The 26,284-nt window shown below is 64.0% G+C and carries 31 protein-coding genes; 9 read left to right on the forward strand and 22 right to left on the reverse strand.

Features of this window, described 5'->3' with window-relative positions; genetic code table 11:
* The 7 genes from trbK-alt to CG51_RS16820 form a co-directional block, all read right to left on the reverse strand.
* The coding region (gene trbK-alt / locus CG51_RS16790) for a putative entry exclusion protein TrbK-alt (protein WP_035747006.1) at positions 1 to 266 on the reverse strand (266 nt) is incomplete at its 3' end.
* Positions 267 to 286: 20 nt separating this feature from the next.
* Positions 287 to 1,072 carry a P-type conjugative transfer protein TrbJ gene (trbJ, locus tag CG51_RS16795; RefSeq protein ID WP_035746953.1) on the reverse strand — a complete coding sequence of 262 codons (786 nt, stop codon included), beginning with the start codon at positions 1,070 to 1,072 and terminating at the stop codon, positions 287 to 289.
* Entirely contained in the window at positions 1,069 to 3,561 is a 2,493-nt protein-coding gene (gene trbE / locus CG51_RS16800) for a conjugal transfer protein TrbE (protein WP_035746962.1), read from the reverse strand. The genes trbJ and trbE overlap by 4 nt, the downstream gene beginning before the upstream one ends.
* Before the next feature lie 10 nt (positions 3,562 to 3,571).
* Positions 3,572 to 3,853, reverse strand: coding sequence for a VirB3 family type IV secretion system protein (locus CG51_RS16805; protein ID WP_035746963.1), 282 nt, complete (start codon positions 3,851 to 3,853; stop codon positions 3,572 to 3,574).
* Positions 3,853 to 4,185, reverse strand: a complete 333-nt coding sequence (locus CG51_RS16810) for a TrbC/VirB2 family type IV secretion system protein (RefSeq protein ID WP_035746965.1) — start codon at positions 4,183 to 4,185, stop codon at positions 3,853 to 3,855. Before CG51_RS16810 ends, CG51_RS16805 begins: the two co-directional genes overlap by 1 nt.
* Entirely contained in the window at positions 4,182 to 5,120 is a 939-nt protein-coding gene (gene trbB / locus CG51_RS16815) for a P-type conjugative transfer ATPase TrbB (RefSeq protein ID WP_428829760.1), read from the reverse strand. Before trbB ends, CG51_RS16810 begins: the two co-directional genes overlap by 4 nt.
* Positions 5,121 to 5,323: 203 nt before the next feature.
* Positions 5,324 to 6,211, reverse strand: a complete 888-nt coding sequence (locus tag CG51_RS16820; RefSeq protein ID WP_051930793.1) for a LysR family transcriptional regulator — start codon at positions 6,209 to 6,211, stop codon at positions 5,324 to 5,326.
* Positions 6,212 to 6,304: 93 nt separating this feature from the next.
* Between CG51_RS16820 and CG51_RS16825 the strand changes: the two genes are divergently transcribed.
* Positions 6,305 to 6,922 (forward strand): LysE family translocator, encoded by a 618-nt coding sequence (locus CG51_RS16825; protein WP_035746970.1) that lies wholly within the window; start codon positions 6,305 to 6,307, stop codon positions 6,920 to 6,922.
* Between the two features lie 13 nt (positions 6,923 to 6,935).
* Here the strand turns inward: CG51_RS16825 and CG51_RS16830 are convergent, their stop codons facing one another.
* The 3 genes from CG51_RS16830 to CG51_RS16840 all read right to left on the reverse strand — a co-directional run bounded on the left by CG51_RS16830 (position 6,936) and on the right by CG51_RS16840 (position 10,435).
* Entirely contained in the window at positions 6,936 to 7,385 is a 450-nt protein-coding gene (locus CG51_RS16830) for a ribbon-helix-helix domain-containing protein (RefSeq protein ID WP_035746972.1), read from the reverse strand.
* 10 nt (positions 7,386 to 7,395) lie between these two features.
* Positions 7,396 to 9,381 carry a conjugal transfer protein TraG gene (locus tag CG51_RS16835; RefSeq protein ID WP_035746974.1) on the reverse strand — a complete coding sequence of 662 codons (1,986 nt, stop codon included), beginning with the start codon at positions 9,379 to 9,381 and terminating at the stop codon, positions 7,396 to 7,398.
* 154 nt (positions 9,382 to 9,535) lie between these two features.
* Positions 9,536 to 10,435, reverse strand: a complete 900-nt coding sequence (locus tag CG51_RS16840; RefSeq protein ID WP_035746977.1) for a LysR family transcriptional regulator — start codon at positions 10,433 to 10,435, stop codon at positions 9,536 to 9,538.
* Between the two features lie 174 nt (positions 10,436 to 10,609).
* Here CG51_RS16840 and CG51_RS20600 point away from each other — a divergent pair, with 174 nt between their 5' ends.
* The 6 genes from CG51_RS20600 to CG51_RS16865 are packed head-to-tail and all read left to right on the forward strand — an operon-like array spanning position 10,610 to position 16,308.
* On the forward strand, positions 10,610 to 11,038 hold the full coding sequence (locus CG51_RS20600) for a TetR family transcriptional regulator (RefSeq protein ID WP_198947728.1): 429 nt from the start codon (positions 10,610 to 10,612) through the stop codon (positions 11,036 to 11,038).
* Complete coding sequence (locus tag CG51_RS20605; protein ID WP_198947729.1) at positions 11,004 to 11,288, forward strand: CerR family C-terminal domain-containing protein; 285 nt, start codon at positions 11,004 to 11,006, stop codon at positions 11,286 to 11,288. Before CG51_RS20600 ends, CG51_RS20605 begins: the two co-directional genes overlap by 35 nt.
* Entirely contained in the window at positions 11,285 to 12,304 is a 1,020-nt protein-coding gene (gene hlyD / locus CG51_RS16850) for a secretion protein HlyD (protein WP_035746980.1), read from the forward strand. Before CG51_RS20605 ends, hlyD begins: the two co-directional genes overlap by 4 nt.
* A complete protein-coding gene (locus tag CG51_RS16855) occupies positions 12,301 to 14,049 on the forward strand; it encodes an ATP-binding cassette domain-containing protein (RefSeq protein WP_035746983.1) in 1,749 nt (582 codons plus the stop codon). The genes hlyD and CG51_RS16855 overlap by 4 nt, the downstream gene beginning before the upstream one ends.
* Positions 14,046 to 15,194, forward strand: a complete 1,149-nt coding sequence (locus CG51_RS16860) for an ABC transporter permease (protein WP_088239129.1) — start codon at positions 14,046 to 14,048, stop codon at positions 15,192 to 15,194. The genes CG51_RS16855 and CG51_RS16860 overlap by 4 nt, the downstream gene beginning before the upstream one ends.
* A 1-nt stretch (position 15,195) precedes the next feature.
* Positions 15,196 to 16,308, forward strand: a complete 1,113-nt coding sequence (locus CG51_RS16865; RefSeq protein ID WP_035746986.1) for an ABC transporter permease — start codon at positions 15,196 to 15,198, stop codon at positions 16,306 to 16,308.
* A gap of 14 nt (positions 16,309 to 16,322) precedes the next feature.
* Here CG51_RS16865 and CG51_RS21070 read toward each other — a convergent pair whose 3' ends face one another.
* The 9 genes from CG51_RS21070 to CG51_RS16910 all read right to left on the reverse strand — a co-directional run bounded on the left by CG51_RS21070 (position 16,323) and on the right by CG51_RS16910 (position 23,322).
* Positions 16,323 to 18,395 carry a relaxase/mobilization nuclease domain-containing protein gene (locus CG51_RS21070; RefSeq protein ID WP_035746988.1) on the reverse strand — a complete coding sequence of 691 codons (2,073 nt, stop codon included), beginning with the start codon at positions 18,393 to 18,395 and terminating at the stop codon, positions 16,323 to 16,325.
* Positions 18,396 to 18,708: 313 nt separating this feature from the next.
* A complete protein-coding gene (locus tag CG51_RS16875; protein ID WP_233141375.1) occupies positions 18,709 to 19,482 on the reverse strand; it encodes a lytic transglycosylase domain-containing protein in 774 nt (257 codons plus the stop codon).
* Between the two features lie 155 nt (positions 19,483 to 19,637).
* Positions 19,638 to 19,973: a DUF736 domain-containing protein gene (locus CG51_RS16880; protein ID WP_035747012.1), complete on the reverse strand. Its 336-nt coding sequence runs from the start codon at positions 19,971 to 19,973 to the stop codon at positions 19,638 to 19,640.
* A gap of 68 nt (positions 19,974 to 20,041) precedes the next feature.
* Positions 20,042 to 20,587, reverse strand: coding sequence for a S26 family signal peptidase (locus tag CG51_RS16885; RefSeq protein WP_035746990.1), 546 nt, complete (start codon positions 20,585 to 20,587; stop codon positions 20,042 to 20,044).
* Complete coding sequence (locus tag CG51_RS16890; protein ID WP_035746992.1) at positions 20,584 to 21,102, reverse strand: DUF2840 domain-containing protein; 519 nt, start codon at positions 21,100 to 21,102, stop codon at positions 20,584 to 20,586. The genes CG51_RS16885 and CG51_RS16890 overlap by 4 nt, the downstream gene beginning before the upstream one ends.
* A complete protein-coding gene (locus CG51_RS16895) occupies positions 21,099 to 21,353 on the reverse strand; it encodes a hypothetical protein (protein WP_035746993.1) in 255 nt (84 codons plus the stop codon). Before CG51_RS16895 ends, CG51_RS16890 begins: the two co-directional genes overlap by 4 nt.
* Positions 21,350 to 22,003 (reverse strand): ParA family partition ATPase, encoded by a 654-nt coding sequence (parA, locus tag CG51_RS16900; protein ID WP_035746996.1) that lies wholly within the window; start codon positions 22,001 to 22,003, stop codon positions 21,350 to 21,352. The genes CG51_RS16895 and parA overlap by 4 nt, the downstream gene beginning before the upstream one ends.
* A complete protein-coding gene (locus tag CG51_RS16905) occupies positions 22,000 to 23,049 on the reverse strand; it encodes a replication initiator protein A (RefSeq protein WP_051930795.1) in 1,050 nt (349 codons plus the stop codon). Before CG51_RS16905 ends, parA begins: the two co-directional genes overlap by 4 nt.
* Entirely contained in the window at positions 23,050 to 23,322 is a 273-nt protein-coding gene (locus tag CG51_RS16910) for a helix-turn-helix transcriptional regulator (RefSeq protein WP_248783387.1), read from the reverse strand.
* A 469-nt stretch (positions 23,323 to 23,791) separates the two neighbouring features.
* On the opposite strand from CG51_RS16910, the gene CG51_RS16915 reads away from it, so the two are divergent.
* A complete protein-coding gene (locus CG51_RS16915) occupies positions 23,792 to 24,079 on the forward strand; it encodes a DNA -binding domain-containing protein (protein WP_035746999.1) in 288 nt (95 codons plus the stop codon).
* A gap of 38 nt (positions 24,080 to 24,117) precedes the next feature.
* Here CG51_RS16915 and CG51_RS16920 read toward each other — a convergent pair whose 3' ends face one another.
* Together CG51_RS16920 and CG51_RS20820 are read right to left on the reverse strand one after the other, a co-directional pair.
* On the reverse strand, positions 24,118 to 24,639 hold the full coding sequence (locus CG51_RS16920; protein ID WP_035747001.1) for a DUF2285 domain-containing protein: 522 nt from the start codon (positions 24,637 to 24,639) through the stop codon (positions 24,118 to 24,120).
* A 46-nt stretch (positions 24,640 to 24,685) separates the two neighbouring features.
* Positions 24,686 to 24,850, reverse strand: a complete 165-nt coding sequence (locus CG51_RS20820) for a transcriptional regulator domain-containing protein (protein ID WP_233141381.1) — start codon at positions 24,848 to 24,850, stop codon at positions 24,686 to 24,688.
* Between CG51_RS20820 and CG51_RS20230 the strand changes: the two genes are divergently transcribed.
* On the forward strand, positions 24,794 to 25,162 hold the full coding sequence (locus CG51_RS20230) for a hypothetical protein (RefSeq protein WP_156961353.1): 369 nt from the start codon (positions 24,794 to 24,796) through the stop codon (positions 25,160 to 25,162). The genes CG51_RS20820 and CG51_RS20230 overlap by 57 nt on opposite strands.
* A 47-nt stretch (positions 25,163 to 25,209) precedes the next feature.
* Here the strand turns inward: CG51_RS20230 and CG51_RS16930 are convergent, their stop codons facing one another.
* Positions 25,210 to 26,055 (reverse strand): DUF932 domain-containing protein, encoded by an 846-nt coding sequence (locus CG51_RS16930; RefSeq protein ID WP_035747004.1) that lies wholly within the window; start codon positions 26,053 to 26,055, stop codon positions 25,210 to 25,212.
* Positions 26,056 to 26,284: the final 229 nt, after the last annotated feature.

Genomic DNA, 26,284 nt, shown 5'->3' on the forward strand with positions numbered 1-26,284 from the left:
GGGGCGGCGGGCACCGGCGTCCGGCCGAGAAACCGATCACGGTTCTCGGCCCAGGTGGCGAGGCAGCCGGGATCGCTCGCGGCCGCCTCGCCAAGGCGCTGGCAATCGCGCAGGCTCTGGCGCAGCGGATCGGCGGGGCGCTGTAGCTCCGGCGCGGGCGTGCCGCGCGGCGGCTCGTCGTTGCGGGTCATCTCGATCACCGTGGCGGTGATGGCGATGGCGACGAATATGATCGCGCCCAGCCGGGCCAGCATCTTGCCGTCCATGTCGCGCCCCTCCTGTCCGATCAGTTGTTGCCGTTGCCGAACATCTGCGCGTTGCCGGGTTGGTAGCCCGATCCCGGCGTCAGGAAGCGCTCACGCTGGACGCGGCCCTGTTCGGCGGCGGTGGCGCGTTCGGCTTCGATGAGCGCTTCCGACCTTCCGTTGGCGGACATCAGCGCGATCAGGTCGGAAAGCTGCTGCGATTGCAGGGCGAGAAGCTGGTTGCCGGCCTGCGTGGCTTGCAGCGCGCCGGTCGCGCCCTGGCTCTGGCCGACAAGCTCCGACATCTGCGTGCGGTTGGTGTCGATATTGCCGACGACGCCGGCCTGCACGCGCATGGCGTCCTGCAAGCCGCCGACCGTGTTCTGCCAGCGCGAGCGGGCATCGGCGACGAGCTGCGTATCGGTCGCCGACAGCGAGACATTGCCATATTGGCTCTGGAAGATCTGATCGACGTTCTGGACATCGAAGGCGATGTTCTGCGCCTGGCTCAAAAGCTGCTGCGTGCGCTGCACGTTCTGCTGGAGCTGCTGAAGCGATGAATATGGCAGGCTCGCCAGATTCCTCGCCTGATTGATGAGCATGGTCGCCTCGTTCTGAAGCGAGGTGATCTGGTTGTTGATCTGCTCCAGCGTGCGCGCGGCGGTGAGCAGGTTTTGCGCGTAGTTGGTCGGGTCATAGACGATGCGGCCGAAGCCGAATTGCGCGTGGGCCGGGCTGGTCAGCATGGGCGACAGCGCGATGGGCATGGCAAGCGCCAGCGCGAGCACCGAAGCGCTGGTGAAGCGGGGAACGGGAACACGGATCATGGAAAAGTCTCCTCTGCTTGGGGGGCATCAGGCACGACCGGCGGGGCGATTTCCGTCAGGTCGGCAAGATTGGTAAGATCGGGGATGAGGTCGGCCGCCCATTCAACGCCGCGCAGGCGCAGCCACGCCGCGAGGAAGCCGTCGCGACCATGCTCGGCGATAAGTTCGGCGATGCGTTTGTGGTCGGATTTTGCGGATGCGGCGCAGAGCGCGAGGCCGACTTCAGACAAGCCCAGCTCGAACAGGCGGTTGCCGCGCCGCGACTGGCAATAGTAGTCACGCTTGGGCGTTGCCCGCGCGAGGATTTCGATCTGCCGGTCATTCAACCCGAAGCGGCGATAGATGGCCGTGATCTGGGGTTCGATGGCCCGCTCGTTCGGCAGGAGCAGCCGCGTCGGGCAGCTTTCGATGATGGCGGGCGCGATGTTGCTGCCGTCGATGTCCGATAGCGACTGCGTAGCGAAGATGACGCTGGCGTTCTTCTTGCGCAGCGTCTTCAGCCATTCCCGAAGCTGGGTGGCGAACCCCTCGTCGTCCAGCGCCAGCCAGCCTTCGTCGATGATGAGCAGCGTGGGCCGCCCGTCGAGCCGGTCGCCTATCCGGTGGAACAGGTAAGCGAGCACGGCCGGGGCCGCGCCGGTTCCGACAAGCCCCTCGATCTCGAACGCCTGCACATCGGCATGCCCAAGATGTTCGACCTCGGCGTCGAGCAGCCGGCCATAAGCGCCGCCGATGCAATAGGGCCGCAATGCCTGTTTCAGATCGTTGGATTGCAGTAGGACCGTGAGGCCGGTGATAGTGCGTTCCCCGACCGGGGCGGACGACAGCGATGTGAGCGCCGTCCAGATATATTCCTTGGCCTCGGGCGTGATGGGCACGCCCTCGCGGCCGAGAATGGCGGCGATCCAATCTGCGGCCCAGGCGCGTTCGTGAGGTTGGTCGATCCGGGCGAGCGGCTGGAGCGAAACGGACGCCTCGTCCCCTTCCGTCAGGCCGCCGCCCAGGTCGTGCCAGTCGCCGCCCATGGCGAGCGATGCGACCCGGATCGAGCCGCCGAAGTCGAAGGCGAAGACCTGCGAGCCTGTGTAGCGACGGAACTGTAAGGCCATGAGCGCGAGCAAGACCGACTTGCCCGCGCCGGTCGGGCCGACGACGAGGGTATGGCCGACATCGCCGACGTGAAGGGAAAACCGGAACGGGGTCGAGCCTTCGGTCTTGCCGAAGAACAGCGGGGGCGCGCTGAAATGCTCGTCCCGTTCCGGCCCCGCCCACACGGCGCTCAGGGGAATCATGTGGGCGAGGTTCAGCGTCGAGACCGGCGGCTGCCGGACGTTCGCGTAGGCGTGTCCGGGGATCGAGCCGAGCCAGGCATCGACGGCGTTGACGGTTTCGGGCATCGCAGTGAAGTCGCGGCCCTGAATGATCTTTTCGGCGAGGCGCAGTTTCTCGTCGGCTATGCGCGGGTCGGCATCCCAGACGGTGATGGTCGCCGTGACATAGGCCATGCCTGCCATGTCTGCGCCGAGTTCCTGCAGGGCCATGTCGGCATCGGCCGCCTTGTTCGCCGCATCCGTGTCCACGAGGGCGCTTGCCTCGTTGGTCATGACTTCCTTGAGGATCGCGGCGATGCTCTTGCGCTTGGCGAACCACTGACGGCGGATGCGCGTCAGCAGCTTGGTGGCATCCACCTTGTCGAGCAGAATGGCGCGGGTGCTCCACCGATAGGGGAACGGCAGCCGGTTCATCTCATCAAGCAGGCCGGGCGTCGTCGCGGTCGGGAAGCCGATGATGGTCAGGACGCGCAGATGCTGGTCGCCAAGACGCGGCTCCAGCCCGCCGGTCAACGGCTGGTCGGCGAGCAGCGCGTCGAGGTGCATCGGCACCTCGGGGACGCGCACGCGATGCCGGTTGGTCGAGATGGTGGAGTGGAGATAGGTCAGCGTGCCGGCGTCATCGAGCCAGCAACATTCCGGCATGAAGCCGTCGAGCAACGCCAGAACGCGGTCGGTGCGGTCGATGAAACCGCGCAGCAATTCCCACGGGTCCACGCCGGATTGCTCGCGGCCCTCGTAGAGCCAGGTTTCCGCGCGGGCGGCGTCCTCGGCGGGCGGCAGCCAGAGGAAGGTCAGGAAATAGCCCGACACGAAATGCGTCCCGGCTTCCTCGAAACCGGCCTTGCGCTCGGCGTCGAGCAGCGCGGATGCGGCTTCGGGAAATTGGCTCGCCGGATAGGTTGCGGCTTCGGAGCGCTGCGCTTCGACGAAGATGCTCCAGCCCGATCCGAGACGGCGGACGGCGTTGTTGATGCGGCCTGCGACGGCGACCAGCTCGGCGGCGACGGCGGAATCCAGATCGGGACCGCGAAACTTCGCCGTCCTCTGGAAACTGCCGTCCTTGTTCAAGACGACGCCGGAGCCGACCAGTGCGGCCCAGGGCAGGAAATCCGCGAGACGACTGGCGGTGCGGCGATATTCGGCAAGGTTCATCATGGCTGCGCCCTCACACCGACAGATGGCCGGGAATGCGCAGATGCCTGCGGCCCACCTCGACAAAGAGCGGGTCGCGCTTCGCCATCCACACGGCGGCGAAGTGGCCGATGGCCCAAAGGGCGAGGCCGACCAGCCAGAGGCGCAGGCCGAGGCCCACGGCCCCGGCCAGCGTTCCGTTCATGATGGCGATGGAGCGCGGAGCGCCGCCGAGCAAAATATGCTCGGTCAGCGCCCGGTGAACCGGGACAGTGAAGCCCGGCACCGCGTCGAGTTGTTCAAGTCCGCCCGCCATCAGACGAGCGCCCCGCCGCCGAAGGAGAAGAACGACAGGAAGAAGCTCGACGCTGCGAAGGCGATTGACAGGCCGAAGACGATCTGGATCAGGCGGCGGAAGCCGCCCGAGGTATCGCCGAAGGCCAGCGCGAGGCCGGTGGCGATAATCACGATCACGGCGATGATCTTGGCGACCGGCCCCTCGATCGACTGAAGGATGCTCTGGAGCGGCGCTTCCCAGGGCATCGACGAGCCGGACGCATGCGCGGCCGGGGCGAGCATGAGGCTGATGGAAACGATTGCCGCCGATGTCGCCATGACACGGCAGGCGCGGGAAAATGCAGGGATCATGAAGGGTCTCCTTTCGGGCTGGTGCTAGTTGCGGGGGTGATGCGGTAGTCGCCGTCCGGCCCCAGCCCTTCGACGCGGGCGAGTTCGGCCAGCCGGCGCGCGGAACCGCGTCCGGCGAGGACGGCAACGAGGTCGATGGTCTCGGCGATCAGCGCGCGCGGGACGGTGACGACAGCCTCTTGGATGAGCTGTTCAAGACGACGGAGCGCACCGATGCCTGTGCCCGCGTGGATAGTGCCGATCCCGCCCGGATGGCCGGTGCCCCATGCTTTCAGCAGGTCGAGGGCTTCCGATCCGCGCACCTCGCCGATGGGGATGCGGTCGGGGCGCAGGCGTAGCGAGGAACGGACCAGATCGGAAAGTGTTGCCACGCCGTCTTTCGTCCGCATGGCGACAAGATTGGGCGCGGCGCATTGCAGTTCGCGCGTGTCCTCGATGATGACGACGCGATCCTGTGTCTTCGCCACTTCGGCCAAGAGCGCATTGGTCAGTGTGGTCTTGCCGGTGGACGTGCCGCCCGCGACGAGGATGTTGGCGCGTGACGCTACGGCTTCGCGCAGCGTTTGGGCCTGATCGGCGGACATGATGCCGGCCGCCACATAATCGTCGAGCGTGAAGACCGCGACGGCGGGCTTGCGGATGGCAAAGGCGGGCGCGGCGACAACGGGCGGCAACAAGCCTTCAAACCGTTCGCCAGTCTCAGGCAGTTCGGCCGAGACGCGCGGGGATCGGGCGTGGACTTCTGCTCCAACGTGATGGGCGACCAGTCGGACGATGCGCTCGCCATCTGTGGCGGACAGCATCTCGCCGGTATCGGCCAGACCTTCCGAGAGCCGGTCGACCCAGATGCGACCGTCCGGGTTCAGCATCACCTCGATGACGGCGGGGTCTTCCAGAAACCGGGCGATGGAGGCCCCAAGCGCCGTGCGCAGCATCCGCGCGCCGCGCGCAATCGCCTCCGGTTTTTGGTGATGTGCAGTCATGTCGGCCCCGATTTCTCGCGGGGCGCAACAGACGGTCCCCGCATCGGGGTCGATTAAGAAAGCCCGAAATTGGGCTGATTCAACAACTATCTAAGCGACGGCGGTGATCGGCGGCCATCGGCGGTAAATAGGATGGGTTGAAAAAGCGGCGACGGTTACGCCTGCGCTTCACTGGACGCCAGATCGGCCAGCCAGTGCCGAAACTCGGCGGCCGCCGAGTCGCTTTCCGGCTCTCCCGCCGAAAGCAGGCAATAGGCGCTGCCATCCAAACTGAAGCCTCGTGGCGCGGCAAGCAGACCGGCACGAATATCGTCCTGCACGAGATGCCACGGCCCCATCGCGACGCCGAGACCCGCAACGGCGGCTTGCAGGCTGAAATAGAAATGCTCGAAGTCCTGTCCGGGGTTGGACGGATAGGATTCGCCGATGATTTCAGCCCATGTCGTCCAGGCCGATGGCCGGGTGCGCGTATGCAGCAGGATCGCGGCCGCGTTCATCCGGCCAGTATCGAAAAACGTCGCAACCTTGTCAGGGCGGCAGACCGGGCCAATCCGTTCGTCGAAAAGATGCTGCGCGATGTAGGTCTCCGGCCAGGTGAAGTCATTTCGGCGGATGGCAAGGTCAATACCCGATCCAAGGGCGACCTGCCCGCCGCCCGCCAGCAGGCGGACATCGGCGGTCGGATGCGCAGCGTGAAATTGCGGCATCCGGGGGATGAGCCAGCGCATCATCAGGGTCGGTTCGCATGAGACGGTGACGGGCACGTTGGCGTGTTCGGCCTTGATGCGCTGCGCTTCCTCTTCGATCTCGCCGAGACCCCGCGCCACCACCTGCGCCAACCTGCGCCCGGCATCAGTCAGAAAAACCGCACGATTGCGGCGCTCGAACAGGGCCGTGCCAAGGTCTTCCTCAAGTAGCCGGACCGCACGGCTGACAGCGCCATGTGTCAGATTCAGGCGATCCGCTGCCTTGCTGAAACTTTCAAGCTCGGCAGCAACCCGGAAACAGGCAAGTGCCGGGAGCGATGTGATGCGCTGCCTCATGTGTCATTTTTTCTCACACATTCGGTCAGAAGTCATCGTTTTTGTCAGGGCCTTCGCGGCGTTACCCAAGGGAAAAACCGAAAGGATACGCCTATGGCCGAATGGCTCGCCGTCATCAGCATCACCATCTTCGCCGTCATCAGTCCGGGGCCGGACTTCGCCATGGTGTCGCGCAACTCGCTATCGCTCTCCCGACGCGCGGGCATTTTGACGGCGCTCGGCATCGGCGTGGGCGTGCTGGTCCATGTGACCTACACGCTCCTCGGCATCGGGGTGCTGATTCGCGGGTCGCCGGCGCTGTTCAATATCCTGAAGCTGGTCGGCGCGGCCTATCTGGTCTGGCTGGGCGCGAAGATGCTGTTCAGCCGCAAGGCCGAGGGGCCGGTTACGACGAACGAAACGGCGCTGTCGGATTTCGGGGCGTTGCGGATCGGGTTCCTGACGAACGCGCTGAACCCGAAGACGACGATCTTCATCGTCAGCCTCTTCATGCAGGTCGTTCAGGTGAATACACCGCTGGCGACGCGGATCGCCTATGGGCTGTTCATCTCACTGGCCCATGTGGTGTGGTTTGCCGCTGTCAGCCTGTTCTTTGGCGCTCCGCGTATCCAGAAACGGATTTTCGGGGTGCGCCACTGGATCGACCGGATTTTCGGCCTGTTGCTGGTCGGCTTCGGGATCGCATTGGCGGCGGCAAATATGGGTTCCTGATCCCGATAGGCCGTCAGCTTGGGTCCGGTTCGGGGTTGGCATCCGCATCGCTATCCCGTTCGATGTCGCGCGACAGCTCTTTCAGAAACCTGTCTCCGCTCGCCAGCCTGCGGCCGAGATTCTGCATGAAGCCCTCGAACCGCTCGTTGCCCTTGATGCGGGCGGACTGCTTGGCGCTGTCCGGCAATGGCGGGGTCATCGTCAGCCAGAAGTGGACGAACAAGGAAAGGGTCTCGCCGAGCACGGCGAGATCTTCGTCCAGCGTGCCGATCTGCCTGCCGATCTTGTCCAGGCGGCGCGACATGGCCGCTTCCAGCCGATCCGATGTGTCGCCAGACAGGAAGGATGCGACCGCCGCCTCGATGATGGCGGACTTCGAGACCTGCCGGCGCAACGACAGCGCCTCGACCTGTTTGAGCAGTTCCGGGTCGAAATAGACATTCATGCGGGTGCGGGTTGTCATGGGCGGCCTCTCAAAGCTCTATGCCGTCATCGGGGTTCATCGACGCCTGCCGGGCGATCATCCGCAACCGCGAGCGCAGCGCGCGGGCCTTGGCCGCGTCCACGTCCGGCTCGTCGTCCAGAATGTCGAACTCCTGGGCGGGCGTTGGTGGTGGCGGGATGATCTCCTCGTGCTCGGGCAATTCCGGCTCGCGGCGGATGCCGGCATTGTCGGGATCGCCCTCGGCTCCGCTGGCAGCGCTGGTCGCTGGCTTGTTCGCCGAGACGATGACGCGGCTCGTCCAGTCGTCGGTTACTGGCTTCGCCGCTTGTGCGGATGGCAACTCGGGCGGCGGCAGGATGCGTTCCTGCAATCGCGCGTCCTCGAAATACCGGGCCTTCTTCGCCCGGATCGGTGGCGTTCCCGCGACCATCACGATTTCGTCTGCGGGCGGAAGCTGCATGATCTCGCCCGGCGTGAGCAGCGGCCTTGCAGTCTCCTGCCGCGACACCATCAGATGCCCAAGCCAGGGCGCGAGCCTGTGGCCGGCATAGTTGGTGGAATCGCGCATCTCGGTCGCGGTGCCGAGCGAGTCCGACACGCGCTTGGCGGTGCGCTCGTCGTTCGTGGCGAAGGCGACGCGCACATGGCAGTTGTCGAGAATGCTGTTGTTCGGCCCGTAGGCGCGCTCGATCTGGTTGAGGCTCTGGGCAATCAGGAAGGACTTGAGGCCGTAGCCGGCCATGAAGGCCAATGCCGATTCAAAGAAGTCGAGACGGCCGAGCGCGGGAAACTCGTCCAGCATCATGAGCAGGCGATGCCGCTTGCCGGATAGCGTCAGTTCCTCGGTCAGCCTGCGGCCGATCTGGTTGAGGATCAGGCGGATCAGCGGTTTCGTCCGGTTGATGTCGGACGGCGGAACGACGAGGTAGAGCGTGACCGGACGGCGGCTGCCGACCAGATCGGCAATCCGCCAGTCGCAACGATCCGTGACGCGGGCCACGACCGGATCGCGGTAGAGGCCGAGGAACGACATGGCAGTGGACAGCACGCCCGACCGTTCGTTCTCGCTCTTGTTCAGCAGCTCGCGCGCCGATGAGGCGATGACGGGATGAACCCCAGCTTCGCCGAGATGCGCCGTGTCCATCATCGCACGCAAGGTCGCCTCGACCGGGCGGCGGGGATCGGACAGAAAATTGGCGACGCCGGAAAGGGTTTTGTCCGGCTCGGCATAGAGGACATGCAAGATCGCGCCCACCAGCAGGCTGTGGCTGGTCTTTTCCCAATGGTTGCGCTTGTCGAGGCTGCCTTCGGGATCGACCAATATGTCCGCGATGTTCTGCACGTCGCGGACTTCCCATTCACCCTGCCGCACCTCCAGCAACGGGTTATAGGCGGATGACTTCGCATTGGTCGGATCGAACAGCAGCACGCGGCCATGCTTCGCCCGGAAGCCCGCCGTCAGGGTCCAGTTCTCGCCCTTGATGTCGTGGACAATGCAGCTTCCCGGCCAGGTCAGCAGCGTCGGCACCACCAACCCGACGCCTTTGCCGCTCCGGGTCGGGGCGAAACATAGGACGTGCTCGGGGCCGTCATGGCGCAGATAGTCATGGGTATAGCGGCCGAGCAGCACACCATCGGGGCCGAGCAGCCCGGCCGCACGGATTTCCCTGTCTTCTGCCCATCGCGCCGAACCGTAGGTGGCCACCCCGCGCGCTTCCCGCGCCCGGATGATCGACATGAAGATGGCGGCGGCAATGGCGAGGATGCCGCCGGACGTGGCGATGGCCGCGCCTTCCATGAAGATCGCGGGCGCGTAAGCGTCGAAGGAGAACCACCACCAGAAGAAGGCGGGCGGATAGTAGAACGGCCAACCGGCCAGATCGAACCAGGGATTGCCAAGCTGGGGCTGGAAGCCGAGCCGGAACGCCACCCATTGCGTCGCCGCCCAGGTCATCACTAGAACAATGATGAAGACAACTGTGATCTGGCCCCAGAGTATTCGGCCTCCACGCATACTGGCTCCAATCGGCAAGAGAGACGAAGCCGATCAGAGAATAGGTGTTTCCGCGAGAGGCAACAATAAAGGTTCGGACGTAGGGCTACGGGATACGATCGGCGGCAAATAGGACGGGTGAGAGCAGCACTATTTCGGCACTGTGCATCCCGATCTATCTCGAATCGGATTTTGGATGCGAGCGGCCCATTTTCGTCGCTAGGGCGAGAAGGTTCGACAGCAAGGGATCGCGGTTACGCGGCGACCAGACCGCCGAGAACGGGATGGCTTCAAGCTCGTCAAGGATCGGCAGAAAAACGACATTTGCCATAGCGGCAGCGGTGCTTTCCTTGACGAAAAGCGAAATGCCATGCCCTGCGGCAATCATCGACATCAGCGTGCTGCGCTCGACATCAACGCGCTGAATTGATGGCGTCAGCCGTTTTCCGGCCGAACGGGCCACGATCAGATCATGCACCTGCGGGCCGGTGCCATTATGGCGAACGAGGAAGGTTTCCTCTGCGAGCTGACTCCATTCGATATCCGGTTGTGTTGCCAACGTATGCCGCGCCGGTAACGCCACCATCATGCGGTCATGCCAGATCACGCGGCAATTTAGGTCGGGAATTTGATGGTCGCCGGCCATGAAGGCGACATCCAGTTGTCCTTCTCGGACCATGAGCTGCGTGTCGCGTGCGGTGCCTTCGGTGATACTGAGGCGGACGCCCGAATGCTCGGTGTGGAAGCTTTCCAACAGGCGGTTAAGGAAACAGCCCGGCGTGATTGCATGAACGCCGATACGAATCTCGCCATCCTCGCCCCGTGCCTGCATTCCGGCCGTCTGAATTGCCCTGTCCAGAATGCCCAAGGCATCATGAACCTGATCGACGAAACGGCGTCCAGCTTCTGTCATGCGGACGCCGCGCGTGTTGCGGTCGAAGACCGTGATTCCAAGATCGGCTTCCAGCGCCTTGATCCGGGCACTGACGCTCGACTGGCTGGTGCCGAGCGCCCGGGCTGCGCGATGGAAGCTGAGGTATTCGGCGACGGCGAGTGTCTGGACCAGCGCGGCCATGGGGACGCGACCTCGCAGTAAGGGTGATGGCTCTTCAAGATCAGATGCCTTTCTCAGTCGCCGCATCAACGCTCCCTTCCCCGGACAACAAGCGAGTCGACATGGATAAACTAATTCATTTGATTGACTTAATCAATCGCATGGGATAGTCAATGCTGACAAAAGGAGCCAGCGATGAAGCAGTCGAAAGCCGAACGGGGTGATATTACGAAAGAAAAGCTGCTGAACGCGGCGATCGGCGTGTTCGGCCTAAACGGTTTTCACGGCACTACCACCCGAATGCTGAGTGAGACGGCCGGGGTCAATCAGCAGGCCATACCTTACTATTTCGGCGGCAAGGAAGGACTTTACATCGCGGCAGCCGAACATATCGGAGCAGTCATTTCCGCGAAACTCGCTGGCCCTCGTGCAACGCTCCTCGACCGCCTGACGCAGGTGGATGAAGGCGGAAGCGAAGTCGGGGAGGATGAGGCCCGGCAAATGCTAGATCTCGGTCTTCAGACCTTTGCGGGACTGATGATCAGCGATCAATCCGAAGCCTGGGGCACGCTTTATCGTCAGGGAGCAAATGGCCCCGACGGAAGCTTTCGAGCGGATTTATGAAGCCCTTATGGGACCGATGCTCGGCATCGTTTGCCGTCTTGTGGGGGTAATCATCGCGGACAACCCAGCAAGCGAGCATGTGCGGCTGCGCGCCCTGTCTCTGGTCGGCGGCATCCTCGTGTTCCGCATGGCACGGGCGGCGGCGCTTCGGTTGCTCGGCTGGGAAAACATTGGTGGTCGGGAAGCTGATGCCATGCGCGCTCATGTCACCGACCTCGTGCAATCTTTCAACCGGGGAGAGCGACCATGAGCAGGAAGGTCTTGCGCGTGCTGGTTGTTGTCGCCATCGCAGGCGCGGGAGCCGCCGCATATTTTCTCGATGTGCCTGCGCGGTTGGGCTGGACGGCTTCTCCCGCCTCCGAACCGCTCACGCTTTACGGCAATGTCGATATTCGGCAGGTGCGGCTCGGGTTCAGGGTTGGCGGTCGCCTTGCGGAAGCCCTGGTCGATGAAGGCGACCACATCGTCGCAGGAAATGTGCTGGCCCGTCTCGACATGAAACCGCTTGAAGACAGCGTGCGAGCCTATGAGGCTCAGGTCGAAGCCATGCGGGCAACGCTGGAGAAGCTGGAAGCAGGCCCGCGCGCTGCCGAGATAGCACAAGCACGCGCCACCCATGCAGAACGTCTCGCCGACCTGAAGAACACCGAACAGATGTTGGCTCGTGTAGCCGCACTTGCACCGACTGGAGCGGTGTCCCGATCTAGTCTGGTCGAGGCGCAAGCCAATCGTGACATGGCCGCTGCGCGTGCCGCTTCTGCACGCGAAGCGTTGCGCCTTCTGGAAGACGGTGAACGCGCAGAAGATATTGCTGCGGCACGAGCAAACCTTCATACAGCAGAGGCGAACCTATCCACAGCCCGCACATCGCTTGCCGATGCCGAATTGCGCGCGCCTTCAGATGGTGTTGTCCTCTCGCGCGCACAAGAATCTGGCGCGATCCTGTCACAAGGCGATACAGTTTATGTGTTGTCGCTCGTGCAACCGGTCTGGGTGCGCGCCTACATCGCCGAACCTGATCTCGGTCGCATCTATCCGGGCATGGCGGTGGAGGTCATGACCGATACCGCGCCGGATCGCCCATACCGGGGCGTGATTGGCTTCATCTCGCCAGTCGCGGAATTCACTCCGAAATCGGTAGAAACGCCGGAATTGAGAACCGATCTCGTCTATCGGCTGCGCATCACGGTTACGGAAGCGGACGAAGGTCTGCGGCAGGGCATGCCCGTGACCGTCAGAATACCGCTTTCGGGATCGTCCACATGACCTCGCCCGATCCCTCGGCCCCGCTCGTCGTTCTGTCGGAGGTGACAAAGCGTTTCGGACGCAAGGGGTCTGCTGCTCTTGATACGGTCTCCGGCTCCATCGAGGGTGGCCGGATCACGGGCCTTGTCGGGCCCGATGGAGCGGGCAAGACGACGCTGATGCGCCTGATGACCGGGCTGATGCAGCCTGACGGGGGCAAGGCTTCGGTGCTGGGCTTCGACACACAGACGGACGCAGCCTCGATTCAGGCGTCCATCGGATATATGCCGCAACGCTTCGGCCTCTATGAAGACCTCACCATCACCGAGAACCTCGATCTTTATGCCGATCTGCGTGGTCTAGCACCTGCGGAGCGTCCCGCCGTTTTCGACGAGTTGCTGACCTTCACCGACCTCAAGCGGTTCACATCGCGGCTGGCCGGTAAGCTCTCCGGCGGCATGAAGCAGAAACTCGGGCTGGCCTGCGCGCTGCTGAAAAAACCCCGTTTGCTGCTGCTGGACGAACCCGGCGTCGGCGTAGATCCGATCTCGCGGCGCGACCTCTGGGCTATGGTCGAGAACCTGACCCGAGAAGGGATCGGCGTCGTCTGGGCAACCGCCTATCTGGACGAGGCCGAAGCCTGCGACACGGTTCTTCTGCTCAACCAGGGCAAACTGCTGTTCGATGGCCCGCCCGGCGCGTTGACCGGGCGTGTCGAGGGTCGCGTTATGAAGCTTACCGATACCGGCGGGCGTCGTCGGCTGGTGCTGGCGAAGGCGCTCGACCGCGATGGCGTGATCGACGGTGTGATTCAGGGCGAAGCGATCCGGCTGGTGGTCCGGCCTGATATCGAGGCCGCATCCGTTATCCCGGCGGATGCAGGGCCGCAGGCACGCATCGTGCCGACTTCGCCACGTTTCGAAGATGCTTTCGTGGACATGCTCGGCGGGGGGCCGGGCGGGCGATCCAAACTTGCCGAAGCTTCGCGCAGCTTTCCGGCAGAGGACGGATTGCAGGTCATCGAGGCACATGGCCTGACAAAGCGCTTTGGCGACTTTACCGCGTCGGACAATATCACCTTCACGATACCGCGCGGCCAGATATTCGGGCTTCTGGGGCCGAACGGTGCGGGAAAGTCCACGACATTCAAGATGCTCTGCGGCCTTCTGAAGCCCACCGGGGGTGAAGGCCGCGTAGCCGGTTTCGACCTGCGCCGCGACGGCGCACAGGCGCGCAACCGGCTCGGCTACATGGCACAGAAATTCTCGCTCTACGGCGATCTCGACGTCGGACAGAACCTCGCCTTCTTTGCCGGGGTCTATGGTCTGTCCGGCCAGCGCAAACGTGAGCGCATCACGCTGATGACGGAGATTTTCGATTTCGCGCCGATCATCGACATGTCGGCCAAGGATTTGCCGCTGGGTCTGAAACAGCGTCTGGCGCTAGCCTGCGCCATGCTGCACGAGCCCGAAGCCCTATTCCTCGACGAACCGACATCCGGTGTCGATCCGATCACCCGGCGGGAATTCTGGACCCATATCAACGCACTGGTCGAGAAAGGCGTGACCGTGCTGGTCACGACGCATTTCATGGACGAGGCGGAATACTGCGACCGCATCTCGCTGATCTATCGCGGGCGCTCCATCGCGCTCGGCACGCCCGACGAACTGAAGGCCAGCGTGGCGACCTCGGACAACCCCGATCCCACCATGGAGGACGCCTTCATCGACCTGGTGCGGCGCTCAGACGAAGGCATGGCGGTATGAGCGCCCCCGACATTCCGATCACAACCACTTTCGCCCATATCCGGCGTTTCTCGGCTCTCGTGCGCAAGGAAACGATTCAGGTGCTGCGCGATCCGAGCAGCATTCTCATCGCCTTCGTGCTGCCGATGGTGCTCCTGTTCATCTTCGGCTACGGCGTTTCGCTCGACGCCAACCGGACGCGGATCGGACTCGTGGTCGAGACCACGACGCCGTTGACGCTGGACCTTGCCGCCAGCTTCAACGCCTCATCCTCGTTCGAGGCGACCCTCGGCCGGGACCGGCGGGAATTCGAGGACGACCTGACGCTCGGCCGTATCGGCGGCATCGTGGTCGTGCCCGCGACCTTCACAGCTGATTTCGCGGCAGGGCGCAGTCCATCGGTGCAGGTTATCGTCGACGGCTCCGACCCCAACACCGCCAACTTCGTGCAGAACTATACGCAGGTTACGGTGAGCAATTGGCTGGCCATTCGCAACGCGGAATTTTCCACGTCCAGCTCGTCCATCACGGTTCAGCAGCGGTTCTGGTTCAACCCCGAACTCAGCAGCCGTTTCTTTCTCGTGCCCGGTTCCATCGCTATCGTCATGACGTTGGTGGGCACATTGCTGACCTCGCTGGTGGTGGCGCGTGAATGGGAACGCGGCACCATGGAGGCGATCATGGCAACGCCGATCACTGCCACCGAACTTCTTGCTGGAAAGATACTGCCCTATTTCATTCTGGGCCTTCTGGCGATGACGCTCTGCGTCGTCATTGCCGTGTTCCTTTTCGGCGTGCCGTTTCGTGGGTCCGTTCTGGCGCTTTATGCCTTGTGTTCCGCCTTCCTGATCCCCGCCCTCGGTCAGGGGCTATTGATCTCGGCCGTCACCAAAAACCAGTTCCTCGCGTCGATGGTCGCGCTGCTTTCGGCTTTTCTGCCCGCCTTTCTGCTCTCCGGCTTCATCTTCGAGATCGCCTCGATGCCGCTGCCCATCCAGCAGGTCTCAAGGATCGTTCCGGCCCGCTATCTGATCCCCAGCCTGCAATCGGTCTTCCTCGCAGGCGATATCTGGCCGCTGTTTGCAAAGAACATCGCCATGATGCTGTTGATCGGAGCCGTGTTCTTCCTCATCGCCGCCCGCAGTACCCGCAAGAGGATCGGCTGAGATGTGGTGGACGAGGCTGAGGGCGCTGATCGTCAAGGAACTGCTCGCGATCCTTCGCGATCCGAAAAGCCGCATCATCGTCATCGTTCCCCCTATTATCCAGCTTGTCGTCTTCTCCTTCGCGGCGACGCTCGAAGTGCGGAATGTGGATGTCATGGTGCTGAACCGCGACGCCGGGCGCTGGGGGCATGAGATCGTCCGCCGCATTGACGGGGCGCCGACGTTCCGAAGCATCGCGCACGCGGCATCACCCGAAGAACTGCGTAAGGCCATAGACCAGCAGACCGTTCTGGCTGCGATCCAGATCGGCCCGACGTTCTCGCGCGACATCGAGGCCGCGCGCCCGACCGATATCCAGATCATTCTCGATGGCAGACGCTCCAATGCCGCGCAGATCGTGCGCGGCTATCTCAACCAGATCGTCAACTCGGTAGCGTCCGAAACGCCCGCAGGGCAACGCGCTGCATCAAGTGCGATCAGCGTGGTGCCGCGTAACTGGTTCAACCCCAATCTCGAATTCCAGTGGTTCATGTTGCCGAACCTTGTCGGGGCAATCGCATTGCTGATCGGCCTGATCGTTACGGCGCTGTCCATCGCCCGCGAGCGGGAACTCGGCACGTTCGACCAACTGATGGTATCGCCACTGCGCACACATGAAATCCTGATCGGCAAGCTCACCCCGCCGATGCTGATCGGGCTGTTTCACATCACCGTCTATGTCATCACGGCAGTGGTTATCTTCGGGATTCCGCTGCGAGGATCGCTTTTCCTGCTTTATGGCAGCGCGTTGTTCTTCCTCGGCTCGGTGGTCGGTATCGGCCTGTTCATCTCTGCGCTTTCGATGACGCAGCAACAGGCCATCCTCGGCGCATTTCTGTTCATGGTCCCCGCGATGCTACTTTCCGGCTTCGCCACGCCCATCGAGAACATGCCGGAATGGCTACAGCCCATAACGCTCGCCAACCCGCTGCGATATTTCCTTGTCGTCGTCAGGGGAGTGTTCCTCAAGGACATTCCGGTGGAGGAAGTTCTCGCCAACACGATCCCGCTTGTGGCGATAGCGGTTCTTACACTCTCGGCCGCAGCATGGCTGTTCCGCAAACGAATGGAATAGCTGGGTGCAGGCTTTCAAAGTCCCATCCCTCGCTGCCGCCCCAACTGCCACGATACAGATCCGCCCTGCACGGTGCCCGCGACCTCGCGGCCGAGCTGCCGGTCGATGACCGGCCGCCATGGGACAAGGGTAAACTCGTGGCTCTTTTCCACCACGGCGAACTTGCCGCTCGATAGCTGGACAGTCCCGGTGAACTTGCCGCTAATCTTCTCGCCGTCCGCCGCCGCCCGGAATGGCAGCGCCTTGCTCTCGGCCATCTCCGCCCCGACGCGGGCGACTTCGCGCTCGCGCAGCGTGGCGAGAAGGCTGCGCCGGTAGAAGATGCGGCCGTTTTGCTGGCGGGTGGCGTCGCCCTGTTCGATATGATGGTCGCGGCGCTGATCCATCGCCTCGCGCACCTGCTGGCCGAATCCGGCCGGCGCGAGATCCGATGCGTCGTTGGCGAGCATCCGCCGGTCGAGCCAGGTCGCGCCTTCCGCGCTGATCTGCTTTTCCAGATCGAAGGCCGAGAGGACGCGGACGCTGGCCTGTCGGTTCCGACCGGCGTCATAGGCAGCGGCGCGGCTCTCGAAATCCTCGGGGATGCGCCATTGGTCGGTGTCGATCCGCTCGACGATCCCGGCGCGGCGCAACGCCTCTAGCCGACGCACATGGGCATCGACAAAACCCTCATAATCGTCGCCCGGAACGCGGCCCTCGAACTTCGCCTGCTCCAGATGGCGGCTCGGCCGATAGACACCATCCTCGGCGATGGCGGCAATGGTCCGGTCGGATGGTCGCTGCGCCGTGTCGGCCGGGCCGATCTCGATGACGCTGCCGATCCGGGCATCCCCGACGCGGGCCGGGTCGATGCCCGGCACATGATGCGTGCGCCCGTCGATCCCGTCCACCACGACGGTCAGGTTCTCACCCATCTCGTCGGTCAGATACTTGTCCACGACGCGGCCGACGATGGGCGTCTCGGGCGCGGCATCATGAAGCTGGAACGTCATGGGATCACGTTCCTGCCCATCAGCCTTCAGCGCCTTGTGCATGTTGCGGATGATGTCACCGCGCTCACCCAGTTCACGCAGTGCCGGTTCCATCTTCGCGCCAAGCTCCCAGACGCCCGGCACGTGTTCGGTGGCCAGCCCCATCTTTTCCAGTTTGGCGAGACGGCGCAGGCGAAGCGTACGGTTGAACTGGCGGCGTGCATCGGCCGGTTCATGGCGCAGATCGAGGAACCGTTCGTCGGCCTCCTCGGTCATGGCGCGGTCGATGCGCGTGAAGCGGTCCTGATCGATTTCGGGAGACAGCTTGCGGCTCTGCTCAATCTCGGTAACGGGGCCGAGTTCCAGTGTGGTCAGTTCGCTCGCCCGCTCCCGAATGCCGTTGGCGAGATAGTCGCCATTGATGACCAGGTTCTCGCCCAGATCGTCCTTGCCCCGAACGATGACATGGACATGGGGATGGCCGGTATTGTGGTGATTGACCGCGACCCAGTCGAGCTTCGTGCCAAGGTCGGCCTCGATGCGGTTCATCAGATCGCGGGTGTGTTCGGTAAGGTCGGAAAGATCAGCGGCATCTTCGGGCGAAACGATAAAGCGGAACTGGTGGCGATCATCCTTGCCGCGATCAAGGAAGGCATCTCCATCGGCGCGGTCCTCGGTGGCGGAATAAAGCTGGCCAGGTTCGCCATCGCGCGAGGTGCCATCGCGCTGGATGTAGCGTAGATGGGCAGCCCCTTTGCCGTTCTTCCCCGCGCTCTGGACATAACGGGTTTTGACGACGACGCGGCGCACGCCGGCCGCACTGTGCCTCCACCCGCCCGACAGGGTTCGGGCGCGAACATAGGCCGCGCCACGGCCACGCTTGACGCCCGGACCCTTGCCAGCGCGTGAAGCCTTCCCGCTCTTTCCGGCCGCACCAGATGAAGACGACGAGGAGGTCCGTGATGCGAATGATGATGATCGACCGGGACCGTTGCTATGCTGACGCGCCAGCTTCTTCGCTTGCGTCAGAAAGCTCTTCGCCTTGCCCGCCTTCGGCACGTCCGACCTGATGCGACCTGGCTTCGGGCGAAAGCGGTTCTCGTCGTCGGCGCTCATGAGCGCATCCCATGACGTTTAGGCACGCAAACGGCAGCTATTCGGCTATAGTGCCGGTCAAAACCCAGTAAAGCCAAGGCTTTGCGACATATCGCGGCACGCGAGCCCCAAAAGCAGGGTGCCGTGCGCCGCGCCCCAAAACAGTGTGCAGACAAAGGCTTGCCCAGAAACCGGCCCGACAGGGTGCCGGTTTCCTTTATCTTGCCCTCCGCCTTTACTGCCCTTTCCGCCCTTCCTGCCGGGAATCCAGCCAGGCGAAACCCCGCACGACTGGACACCGGGACGGATCGCACCGAGCGCGGGAACGCGCCCCTCATGGCGCTCCCCCGTCATCGGCGCGAGCCACGAAAATGCTGTCGGTTGGCGGCTCCGCATCGGCGGGATCGCGCACCGGAACGGTTGCGCGAGCGCCGCCGGATTGTGCTTCGGATGACGACGTGGCGGCAGTTTGCATGTCGGTCGAGCGCGAGACGAACAGCGGAGCCGCGCGCCAGTCGGGCGGCGGTGGCGGTGTTGTCGCGGGTGTTTCAGGCCGAACCGAGCCGCCGAGAACCGGCGCGAGCGCGGCGACATAGGCGCGCGTCTCGGCGGGCAATCTCCGGCCGGTCGCGCGATGTTCGTCGTAGCGGCCAGGACCGGCATTGTAGGCCGCGAGCATTGCCGCGACATTGCCGTAACGGTCCCACATTTCGCGCAGGTAAGCCGCGCCCGCCATGATGTTGTCGCGTGGATCGTAGGGATCGCGGCCGAGGCCATGGCGGTCGCGCAGGCCCGCCCAGGTGTCGGGCATGACCTGCATCAATCCCATGGCTCCGGCCGACGAGATCGCGCGCATGTCGCCCGCGCTCTCGGCGCGCAGCACGGCGCGAATCCAGTGCTCGGGAATACCGAAGCGCTGCGAGGCTTCGGTGATGAAGCCGGCATAGGGATCGGCGGGATTCGCGCGCGTGACGGGTGCGGCCTGCGCCGATACGGCGACCGGACAGGCGGCGACCGCGAGCACGCCAGCCAGCAGCAGACCGGCATATCGCGCGATCTCCCTGCCTCCGTTCGACCTCCAGCCTGTCAGCGTGCTCGCTGCGGTCAAGGGCAAGGCGCGAGCGCCGGCCAGAGGCCGCCCCTGACCTTCGCTGTGCGCGCCGGCCGTCCGGTGGCCGAGCGGGACGACGGGATGAGACGGCCTTTCCGCGAACAACGGGATGAGGGTTTTGAACGCGGGGATGACGCAGGATCGCATGGCTTTCAGTCCCGCCCGCCGCGCGGCTTCGGGCGGCTCCAGTGCAGCGACCAGGCCGTCTTGTCGTTGCTGTTCTGGAAGAGGTTGGCGCGGATCGGCTGCGGCAAGGCAGGATCGTCGATCACCAGCGAAATGTAGTCGCCAGCCTTTTCTCCGACTTCCTTCCAACCCGCGCCGACCTCCGGCCCATCTTCGGCGCCGTGAAGGACGCGATAGGCGGGCGCGTTCTCCGCGTCCGATGGCTCGGCGGGAACAATGGTCAGCTCGCGGTAAAGGGTGAGCGTATGGACACGACCCACGAAGGTTTCGTTTTCGGCGGTGAATTGACCGATCTGTGGCATGGCAGTCTCCTTGGCGGTGAGGTTGGAAACGCCATCGGCGGGCACCGCTCCCGTCGATGGGAAAGCGGTCATTGCGTTGGCGCGCGCCATTCGTAGCGGCCGTCGCCTTCCTCATCGGTCCAGAGCGGCAGCGCCCGACCGATGACGGAACTTGCGGGAATGGGTCCGAAGTAACGGCCGTCCAGGCTGTCGCGGACTTCCCAATTCATGAGGAAGATTTCGCCGTCGCCGACGACGCGGCAGCCCTGCCAGACGGGCAGATCACGGCCGATCCGGTCGCGCTCCAGCGCTTCGCCCATCTCGATCCCGTCCACGGTGATGGTGCGGCCGCTGCGGCAAATTCGTTGCCCAGGAAGGCCGAGGACGCGCTTCAGGAGCGGCACGCCGCGCCCCACATAACCGCGCTCGACCATGAAGGCGGCGAGCGGTTCGGGCGGCATGATCGCGACCAGCTCAGGCACCTCGATTCGGTCGGCCGGTTCGACGGTATAGAAGCCGATGGGCGCGCTCGCCGTCGCGTTCCAGATCAGTTTCGTGGGTGTCGGGATCAGCGCGGCGATGCCAACGCCCATCGCCGCGAAATACGTCACCATGACGTAGCCGAACCGCGTCATGGCTCGATCCTCCGGCGATGGAGCCAGGCGGCGTGTCGCTCCGGCGTGTAGTCGCGCGGCTCCAGACCGGCGATCAGCCGGTTGTGGACATGCCGCCAGTGATGGGGCGCGGCGTCGGCCGGATCGAGGCCAAGCGCTTCCACCGCGTCGATGGCGGCTAGTGCGCCCTGCACCTTCGCCCAGCTATCGAGGCGCAGCAGGATGTCACCGCCGGGGCGCACGAAGGGCAGCGTCTGGAAGGGTTCGCCGCGGCCGATGGCACGCACGATGTCGATGCGTGAAATCACCGTGCCGTGTTCGCCCGCCGCCCAGCGGACGAAGGCGAAGACGCTCTCCGGCGCGAAGCCGACGATACTGCGGCGGCGGTCGATGATCTGTTCGTAGCTCTTGCGGCCGAACCGTATCCAGCGCTCGATCTTGCGCTTGTCGAAGGTCAGTTCGACCAATGTGGTAAAGGGCGCAGGCCCGTCCGGCAGCGGACGGCCGTGCAAGCGGCGGGCCGCGTTGCCGGTCATGTCGGATCTCTTTCGGAGGCGGGAAATTCGCGCGCGAGCAGGTCGCGCAGCATGTCGGCGACGGTGATGCCGCGCCGGAAGGCCGCGACCTTGATGCGCCCGCGCAGTTCGGGCGTGATGTCGATCGTCAGGCGGGCGGTGAACGCCTCGCCGGCGACCTTGGCGACCGGCGGCGTGTCGGCCGCCTTGATCCAGTTATCGGGATCGCCCGGCCGGGACGCGAAGGCGGGTTTGCGGGTGCGTCCGGTCATGGTTCGATCCCTCCGACCCGCAGCCGGTCGATCTCGGCGGCCAGCGTGGCGATCTCGCGCGAAGCCGGGCTGTTGGCGTCGATCTCGGAGGCGAGCCGGCCGGTCTGCGCCGCGTCGGCGAAGACGACGCGCTGGCCGATGGTGGCGGCGAGCAAGGGCGGATCGTGGTCGGCCAGCGTCTGCGCCGTCTCGCGAGCAATGACGGTGCGCGCGCCGCAACGGTTGAGCACGAAACGGGCGGCCAGCTCGGGCCGGTAGATGCGCGCTTCCTTCAGAAGCGCCAGCATCTCGGCCGAGGCCCAGCCGTCGAACGGCGATGGCTGCACCGGGATCAGCACCAGGTCGGCGGCGAGCAGCGCCGAGCGCATGAGGCCGGCAACGCGGGGTGGCCCGTCTATGACGACGACATCGGCGTCACGGGCCAGCTCCGGGGCCTCCCGGTGCAACGTGTCACGGGCGAGGCCGATGATGCTGAACAGCCTTGGCAGGCCCTCGTGGCCGCGTGTCTGTGACCAGTCGAGCGCGGAACCTTGCGGATCGGCGTCGATCAGGATGACGCGCTGGCCGCGCTGCGCCCACGCTCCGGCGAGATGCAGCGCCAACGTGGTCTTGCCGACGCCGCCCTTCTGGTTGAGGAGCGCGACGATCATGGCGCACCTCTGCGGCCGGAAGCAGCACGACTATCGGCGCTGGCACCGGCACCACGGATCGCGTGCGCGCGCGTCAAAGAAGAAGAGTTAGATTCTTTGTTAGATTCTTCTATAGAGTCCGGCGCGCGATTTGCGCCTAATGTCCCGATACTGCGTGCGCCTAATGTCCCGATAGGATTCACATGGTTATCCACAGGCACTGTGGATAGATTTTCGGGCAGAAAACGCAGCAATTCGCGCCCGTCTTCCCATTCGGTCTGGAGCAGGTATCCGGGCAGCGACTGGCGGCTCGCGATCCGCCGCAGGTCGAGCGCGAAGTCGGACGGCCGCGCCGCGCTGCCGGATTTCTGGTGAAGGTGAGAGACCTCGAACGCCCAGCCGTCGGGCTGGCGTCCGGCATGCTTGCGGGCGACGCGATAGAGCCAGCGTTCGATGCCCCCGGTCAGGCGGAAATAGGCCGGGTCGATGGTCAGGACCAGCGAGCGGTCGATGACGCTGTTGTAGAGCCATTCGGGCAGGACGAACTCCATGCCCTCGACGCGGCCGGTGCGCGTCGTCATCTCTTCCCATTCGTTGATCCATGAGAATTGACGCCGACGCCAATGCTTGCCGTTGCGGATGGTGGTGGCGATGACGGTCGATTGCAGGCGCGCAAGCGCGGCCTTGAGCAATAGATATTCGCGGTTGCCGGTAGCGCGCCCGATCGAACGCAAAAGCTGATAGGGCATGAAGCGGAAGAACCGCGACGTGGGGATGCCGTTGTTCTCGGCCGCGACGATCTGCGAGGCGGCCCAGATCAGCACATCGGCATCCCAGATCGTCGCCATGCCATGTTCGGGCATGCCGAAGACCTGCACCTCGACATCGGCGGCCCGGTAGAGAATCGGCGTGGTGCGGGGGCGCTTCGCCAGCGAGAAGAAGGGCCGTTCCATCAAATCGCGCTGGTCGCGCGGGGCGGCGTCGCCGGTCGCTACGATGAACGGGTCCAGGCGGGTGCGCTCGCTGTCTTCGTTCGACTGCGCGGGTCTGGGATCGTCGCGCAGCATCTACAGTTCGTCCCGCTCTTGCGGCGTCAGCGGACGTGCGGCGAAGACCTTGCCGGCATTCTTGTCGCTGGTGGATTTGCGGGTGCCGATAGCGCTCCACGCTTCCAGATCGCGAACGGCGTAGAGGACGCGGCCGCCGACCTTGCGATAGGTCGGGCCGGTGCCATAGGTGCGATGTTTCTCAAGAGTGCGGATGGACAGGCCGAGGAAGCGCGCGGCTTCTTTTGTGCGCAGCAGGCGCGGCGGCAGGTCCGCATTGGGGCGGATGGCCATGTGGAATCTCTCTCCGGTTCGTCAGACAGGCGGCTGTCGCAGCGACAGCGGGCTGTGGCGGACGATGGCGAGGGATCGGCGGCCTGTAGCGTGCCGCAGTTGCGCCTATGCGCTGGCGGCACCCCCTGACGGGTGATAGTCAGCCGGAAAAGGCGAGAGATTTCAGCGGTTCATTGCCCGCCGCGCAGAATTGCCAAAGACTTTCGCGCCCGGTTCGGCTAAGAATGCAGATGGAGCAGACGCGCTGCTCCGGGGGCGTAGTAACCCCTGACTAGCGGTTGGTGCCGGCCGTGACGGCACCATACTCCTTGACCCTATGGTCGGGGAGCCTGTGGCGTATACAACAGGCTTTCCGAGCTAAAGGCCATGGGGCCGTCTAGTCACGGTTACTAACTCCCCGATCACCAGGAGTCAGAGAGTTTATTTGCGGGGGCGCACCGCAGAACTCTTCTGGATGAAGGGAGCAATAATGAAAACATCTGTCGAACTTGATCCCGATGTGGATGACGTAGCGCCGACAGGCGACGAGATCACCACCTATGATGAGCGACATTTCGTGACCTATCTGCGTTTACTCGACGCCAAGGCCGAGAATGCGGACTGGAAGGAAGTCGCGCGAATCGTGCTGCATCGCGATCCTGCCGCCGAGGAACTGCGAACCTATCGTTGCTGGCAAAGCCATCTCGAACGCGCGCAATGGCTCTCGCGCGAGGGCTACAAACGGATTCTGGAGCAGGCTGCCGCCAATAAGGCGTGACGCTCGGTATCGGCGGCAACCGCAAATACTGGCTGCATTCAGGTTTTGCCGGGTTTGATCGGATAATGCAGCAGCAGGCGATAACCGCCGCGCATCATTTTGATGCCGTGCGCAACCAGCCTGCGCGCCTTGTTCTTGGAGGAATCGCCCTCGAAGTCCTCCTTGGTGCCACGAAAGCCGAGCAGGACTTCGGCAATGGTGCGATAGCTTTCGCCGCGCAGCCGGGCGTCGAGCGCGCGCAGCGACAGGATGTGCCATTCTCGGAGTTGATCGGGTAAAATGCCGATAGGCGGTCCCGGCGGTCGCCGTGTCAGGGATCGCCAGAGGCGGCGCGCGGAATAGACGCGAAGCTCCAGAAGCGAATCCATCGGCAAGGTTACGGCATAGAAAGCGGCGGCGTCGGGCACCGCATCCGGCAACCAGAACTGGTGCGCGATGTCGCCGATCTGCCAGAAGCCATGCCAGCCATCGGCCGCTCGGCGCAGATCGAGACCATCGAGATGGGCGAGAGCGACCAGCAGCTCGGTTTCTGCGGCCTCCTGTTCAACAGGCGACAGCATGACCGCCTGCGGCTGAAGGCGCGGAGACCAGAATGGGGGCTGGCGATCAGGCGACGCGTCGGGGTCGCTTGGGAAATCGCAACCCCCAGCGCTGCGCGAACCGCTCCAATTGCCTCGCGCCGGGGTCTCCGGTAAGGGCAATGGCGTTGAAGTCATGGCGATACTCGTCGTTGCGACGAAGATATTCCCAGGCGAAACCGGCGGCGGGCAAATTCTTGGTGTGCTTGTATGCCGCCGGGGCACGCCAGTCGATGCTAAGCATGGCGCCTTCTCCCAATGGCGGGTCGCGCAGGGCAGACCCGAACTGGAAGCCTGCTGGATTTCAGGCGGCGATTGTAGCTGCACCAAGAGTATAAGTGGTGCCGGTAACTCGATAAATTATTTGGTTATTTTTATCTTAACGGTGCTTACCTTGATTCGCGAGCCGGGCGCAGCCCGGCGAGCGGCGGCCGTGTCCCGGCATGGCCGCGCCGCCGATCCGCTGAACCGGATCGGCGGAAAATCGGGCAACCTGAAAGCCTGAAAAGCGGAAAGCCGTAGAGCCGGTTTCCCGGCTCTACGCATTGGCGGTCATCGCGTCTTAAGGCGCTGCATTCCTTCGGCCAGCGTCCAGAGCGCGCGATTGAGGGTGAAATTCTGGTCGATGCCGTTGATGGCGCGGGTCTGGCTGCGGCGAATGCGGCCGTCCGAAGTCTGGCGGCGTCCATGCAATCCGCCCCTTATCATGTTCTCCTGAATGGCATTGTAGGTCATCCAAAGACTTTGCCCGACATCCTCGCGGCGGCGCGGCTGGATTATCTGATCCGGGCGAACGGGGCTTTCCTCCGCGCCATAGCGGGCGACAAGGCTGGCCTCGGCCAGAACGCGGCGCTCATCTTCCCCAAGCTGGATTTCCTTCATGGTTTCGCTGGCGTCGATCAGCCGGGGGAAGTCCTCCGCGACGGTATAGACGCCTTCGATAATGTCATGCTGAATATTGCCCTTGTGGGGAACGCGCACGTCCTCGAACCGCTCGCCCGCCACAAGGCTGTTGGTGCAGACGAAACGCAACATTCCGGCGAACATCTGGTAGCTGCTGGTCCCGTCATGCGAATTGACGATGATGACTTCCGCCGCCTCCTGCTTGCCGATGCCATCATCCCGGCGCAGGCGTAGCATATGCTTTGCGTGGCCGTGGCGGCTCCCGTCACGCGGAACGGACTGCACGGCGAAGAACGGGAACCATCCTTCCCGGCGCAGCCCCTCCACGATGTCGATGGTGGGGACATAGACGTAACGCTCGGAGCGGCTGTCATGGGCCTCGCGGGCGAAGATCGACGGGACGTGCCGATAAAGCGCCTCGTTGTCGAGCGCTTCGCGCCCGCTGATCTGATGGCTGTTGCGGCCGAACCGGGTGGCAAGGTGATGATAGGTCATGATCTTGATCCTTATGGGTCTGGGTTGGAGCGCAGCGCTGCGCTGCAACCCTGGCCGTCGCCGAGACCGGGGGGTGCAAGGCGCAAGGGCGGACGGGCGGAGGGGGATCACCCGGCCTGCACAAGCGGATCGAAGTCGTGACGAGAGTGCGCAGCACATATCCGCGCGGAAGGCTGGGGATACCACCCGTCCGCCCTTGTGCCGCGCCAGGGGGCAGCGCCCCCAAGCA

The sequence above is a fragment of the Haematobacter missouriensis genome, assembly GCF_000740775.1.
Taxonomy (GTDB): domain Bacteria; phylum Pseudomonadota; class Alphaproteobacteria; order Rhodobacterales; family Rhodobacteraceae; genus Haematobacter; species Haematobacter missouriensis.

Bases quoted from the DNA above. Each gene is read 5' to 3' on its own strand.
- trbJ (WP_035746953.1), bottom strand. From the start codon at position 1,072: ATGATCCGTGTTCCCGTTCCCCGCTTCACCAGCGCTTCGGTGCTCGCG.
- trbE (WP_035746962.1), bottom strand. From the start codon at position 3,561: ATGATGAACCTTGCCGAATATCGCCGCACCGCCAGTCGTCTCGCGGAT.
- CG51_RS16805 (WP_035746963.1), bottom strand. From the start codon at position 3,853: ATGGCGGGCGGACTTGAACAACTCGACGCGGTGCCGGGCTTCACTGTC.
- CG51_RS16810 (WP_035746965.1), bottom strand. From the start codon at position 4,185: ATGATCCCTGCATTTTCCCGCGCCTGCCGTGTCATGGCGACATCGGCG.
- trbB (WP_428829760.1), bottom strand. From the start codon at position 5,120: ATGCTGCGCACGGCGCTTGGGGCCTCCATCGCCCGGTTTCTGGAAGAC.
- CG51_RS16820 (WP_051930793.1), bottom strand. From the start codon at position 6,211: ATGAGGCAGCGCATCACATCGCTCCCGGCACTTGCCTGTTTCCGGGTT.
- CG51_RS16825 (WP_035746970.1), top strand. From the start codon at position 6,305: ATGGCCGAATGGCTCGCCGTCATCAGCATCACCATCTTCGCCGTCATC.
- CG51_RS16830 (WP_035746972.1), bottom strand. From the start codon at position 7,385: ATGACAACCCGCACCCGCATGAATGTCTATTTCGACCCGGAACTGCTC.
- CG51_RS16835 (WP_035746974.1), bottom strand. From the start codon at position 9,381: ATGCGTGGAGGCCGAATACTCTGGGGCCAGATCACAGTTGTCTTCATC.
- CG51_RS16840 (WP_035746977.1), bottom strand. From the start codon at position 10,435: ATGGCCGCGCTGGTCCAGACACTCGCCGTCGCCGAATACCTCAGCTTC.
- CG51_RS20600 (WP_198947728.1), top strand. From the start codon at position 10,610: ATGAAGCAGTCGAAAGCCGAACGGGGTGATATTACGAAAGAAAAGCTG.
- CG51_RS20605 (WP_198947729.1), top strand. From the start codon at position 11,004: ATGGCCCCGACGGAAGCTTTCGAGCGGATTTATGAAGCCCTTATGGGA.
- hlyD (WP_035746980.1), top strand. From the start codon at position 11,285: ATGAGCAGGAAGGTCTTGCGCGTGCTGGTTGTTGTCGCCATCGCAGGC.
- CG51_RS16855 (WP_035746983.1), top strand. From the start codon at position 12,301: ATGACCTCGCCCGATCCCTCGGCCCCGCTCGTCGTTCTGTCGGAGGTG.
- CG51_RS16860 (WP_088239129.1), top strand. From the start codon at position 14,046: ATGAGCGCCCCCGACATTCCGATCACAACCACTTTCGCCCATATCCGG.
- CG51_RS16865 (WP_035746986.1), top strand. From the start codon at position 15,196: ATGTGGTGGACGAGGCTGAGGGCGCTGATCGTCAAGGAACTGCTCGCG.
- CG51_RS21070 (WP_035746988.1), bottom strand. From the start codon at position 18,395: ATGAGCGCCGACGACGAGAACCGCTTTCGCCCGAAGCCAGGTCGCATC.
- CG51_RS16880 (WP_035747012.1), bottom strand. From the start codon at position 19,973: ATGCCACAGATCGGTCAATTCACCGCCGAAAACGAAACCTTCGTGGGT.
- CG51_RS16885 (WP_035746990.1), bottom strand. From the start codon at position 20,587: ATGACGCGGTTCGGCTACGTCATGGTGACGTATTTCGCGGCGATGGGC.
- CG51_RS16890 (WP_035746992.1), bottom strand. From the start codon at position 21,102: ATGACCGGCAACGCGGCCCGCCGCTTGCACGGCCGTCCGCTGCCGGAC.
- CG51_RS16895 (WP_035746993.1), bottom strand. From the start codon at position 21,353: ATGACCGGACGCACCCGCAAACCCGCCTTCGCGTCCCGGCCGGGCGAT.
- parA (WP_035746996.1), bottom strand. From the start codon at position 22,003: ATGATCGTCGCGCTCCTCAACCAGAAGGGCGGCGTCGGCAAGACCACG.
- CG51_RS16905 (WP_051930795.1), bottom strand. From the start codon at position 23,049: ATGCTGCGCGACGATCCCAGACCCGCGCAGTCGAACGAAGACAGCGAG.
- CG51_RS16910 (WP_248783387.1), bottom strand. From the start codon at position 23,322: ATGGCCATCCGCCCCAATGCGGACCTGCCGCCGCGCCTGCTGCGCACA.
- CG51_RS16915 (WP_035746999.1), top strand. From the start codon at position 23,792: ATGAAAACATCTGTCGAACTTGATCCCGATGTGGATGACGTAGCGCCG.
- CG51_RS16920 (WP_035747001.1), bottom strand. From the start codon at position 24,639: ATGCTGTCGCCTGTTGAACAGGAGGCCGCAGAAACCGAGCTGCTGGTC.
- CG51_RS20230 (WP_156961353.1), top strand. From the start codon at position 24,794: ATGGCGATACTCGTCGTTGCGACGAAGATATTCCCAGGCGAAACCGGC.
- CG51_RS16930 (WP_035747004.1), bottom strand. From the start codon at position 26,055: ATGACCTATCATCACCTTGCCACCCGGTTCGGCCGCAACAGCCATCAG.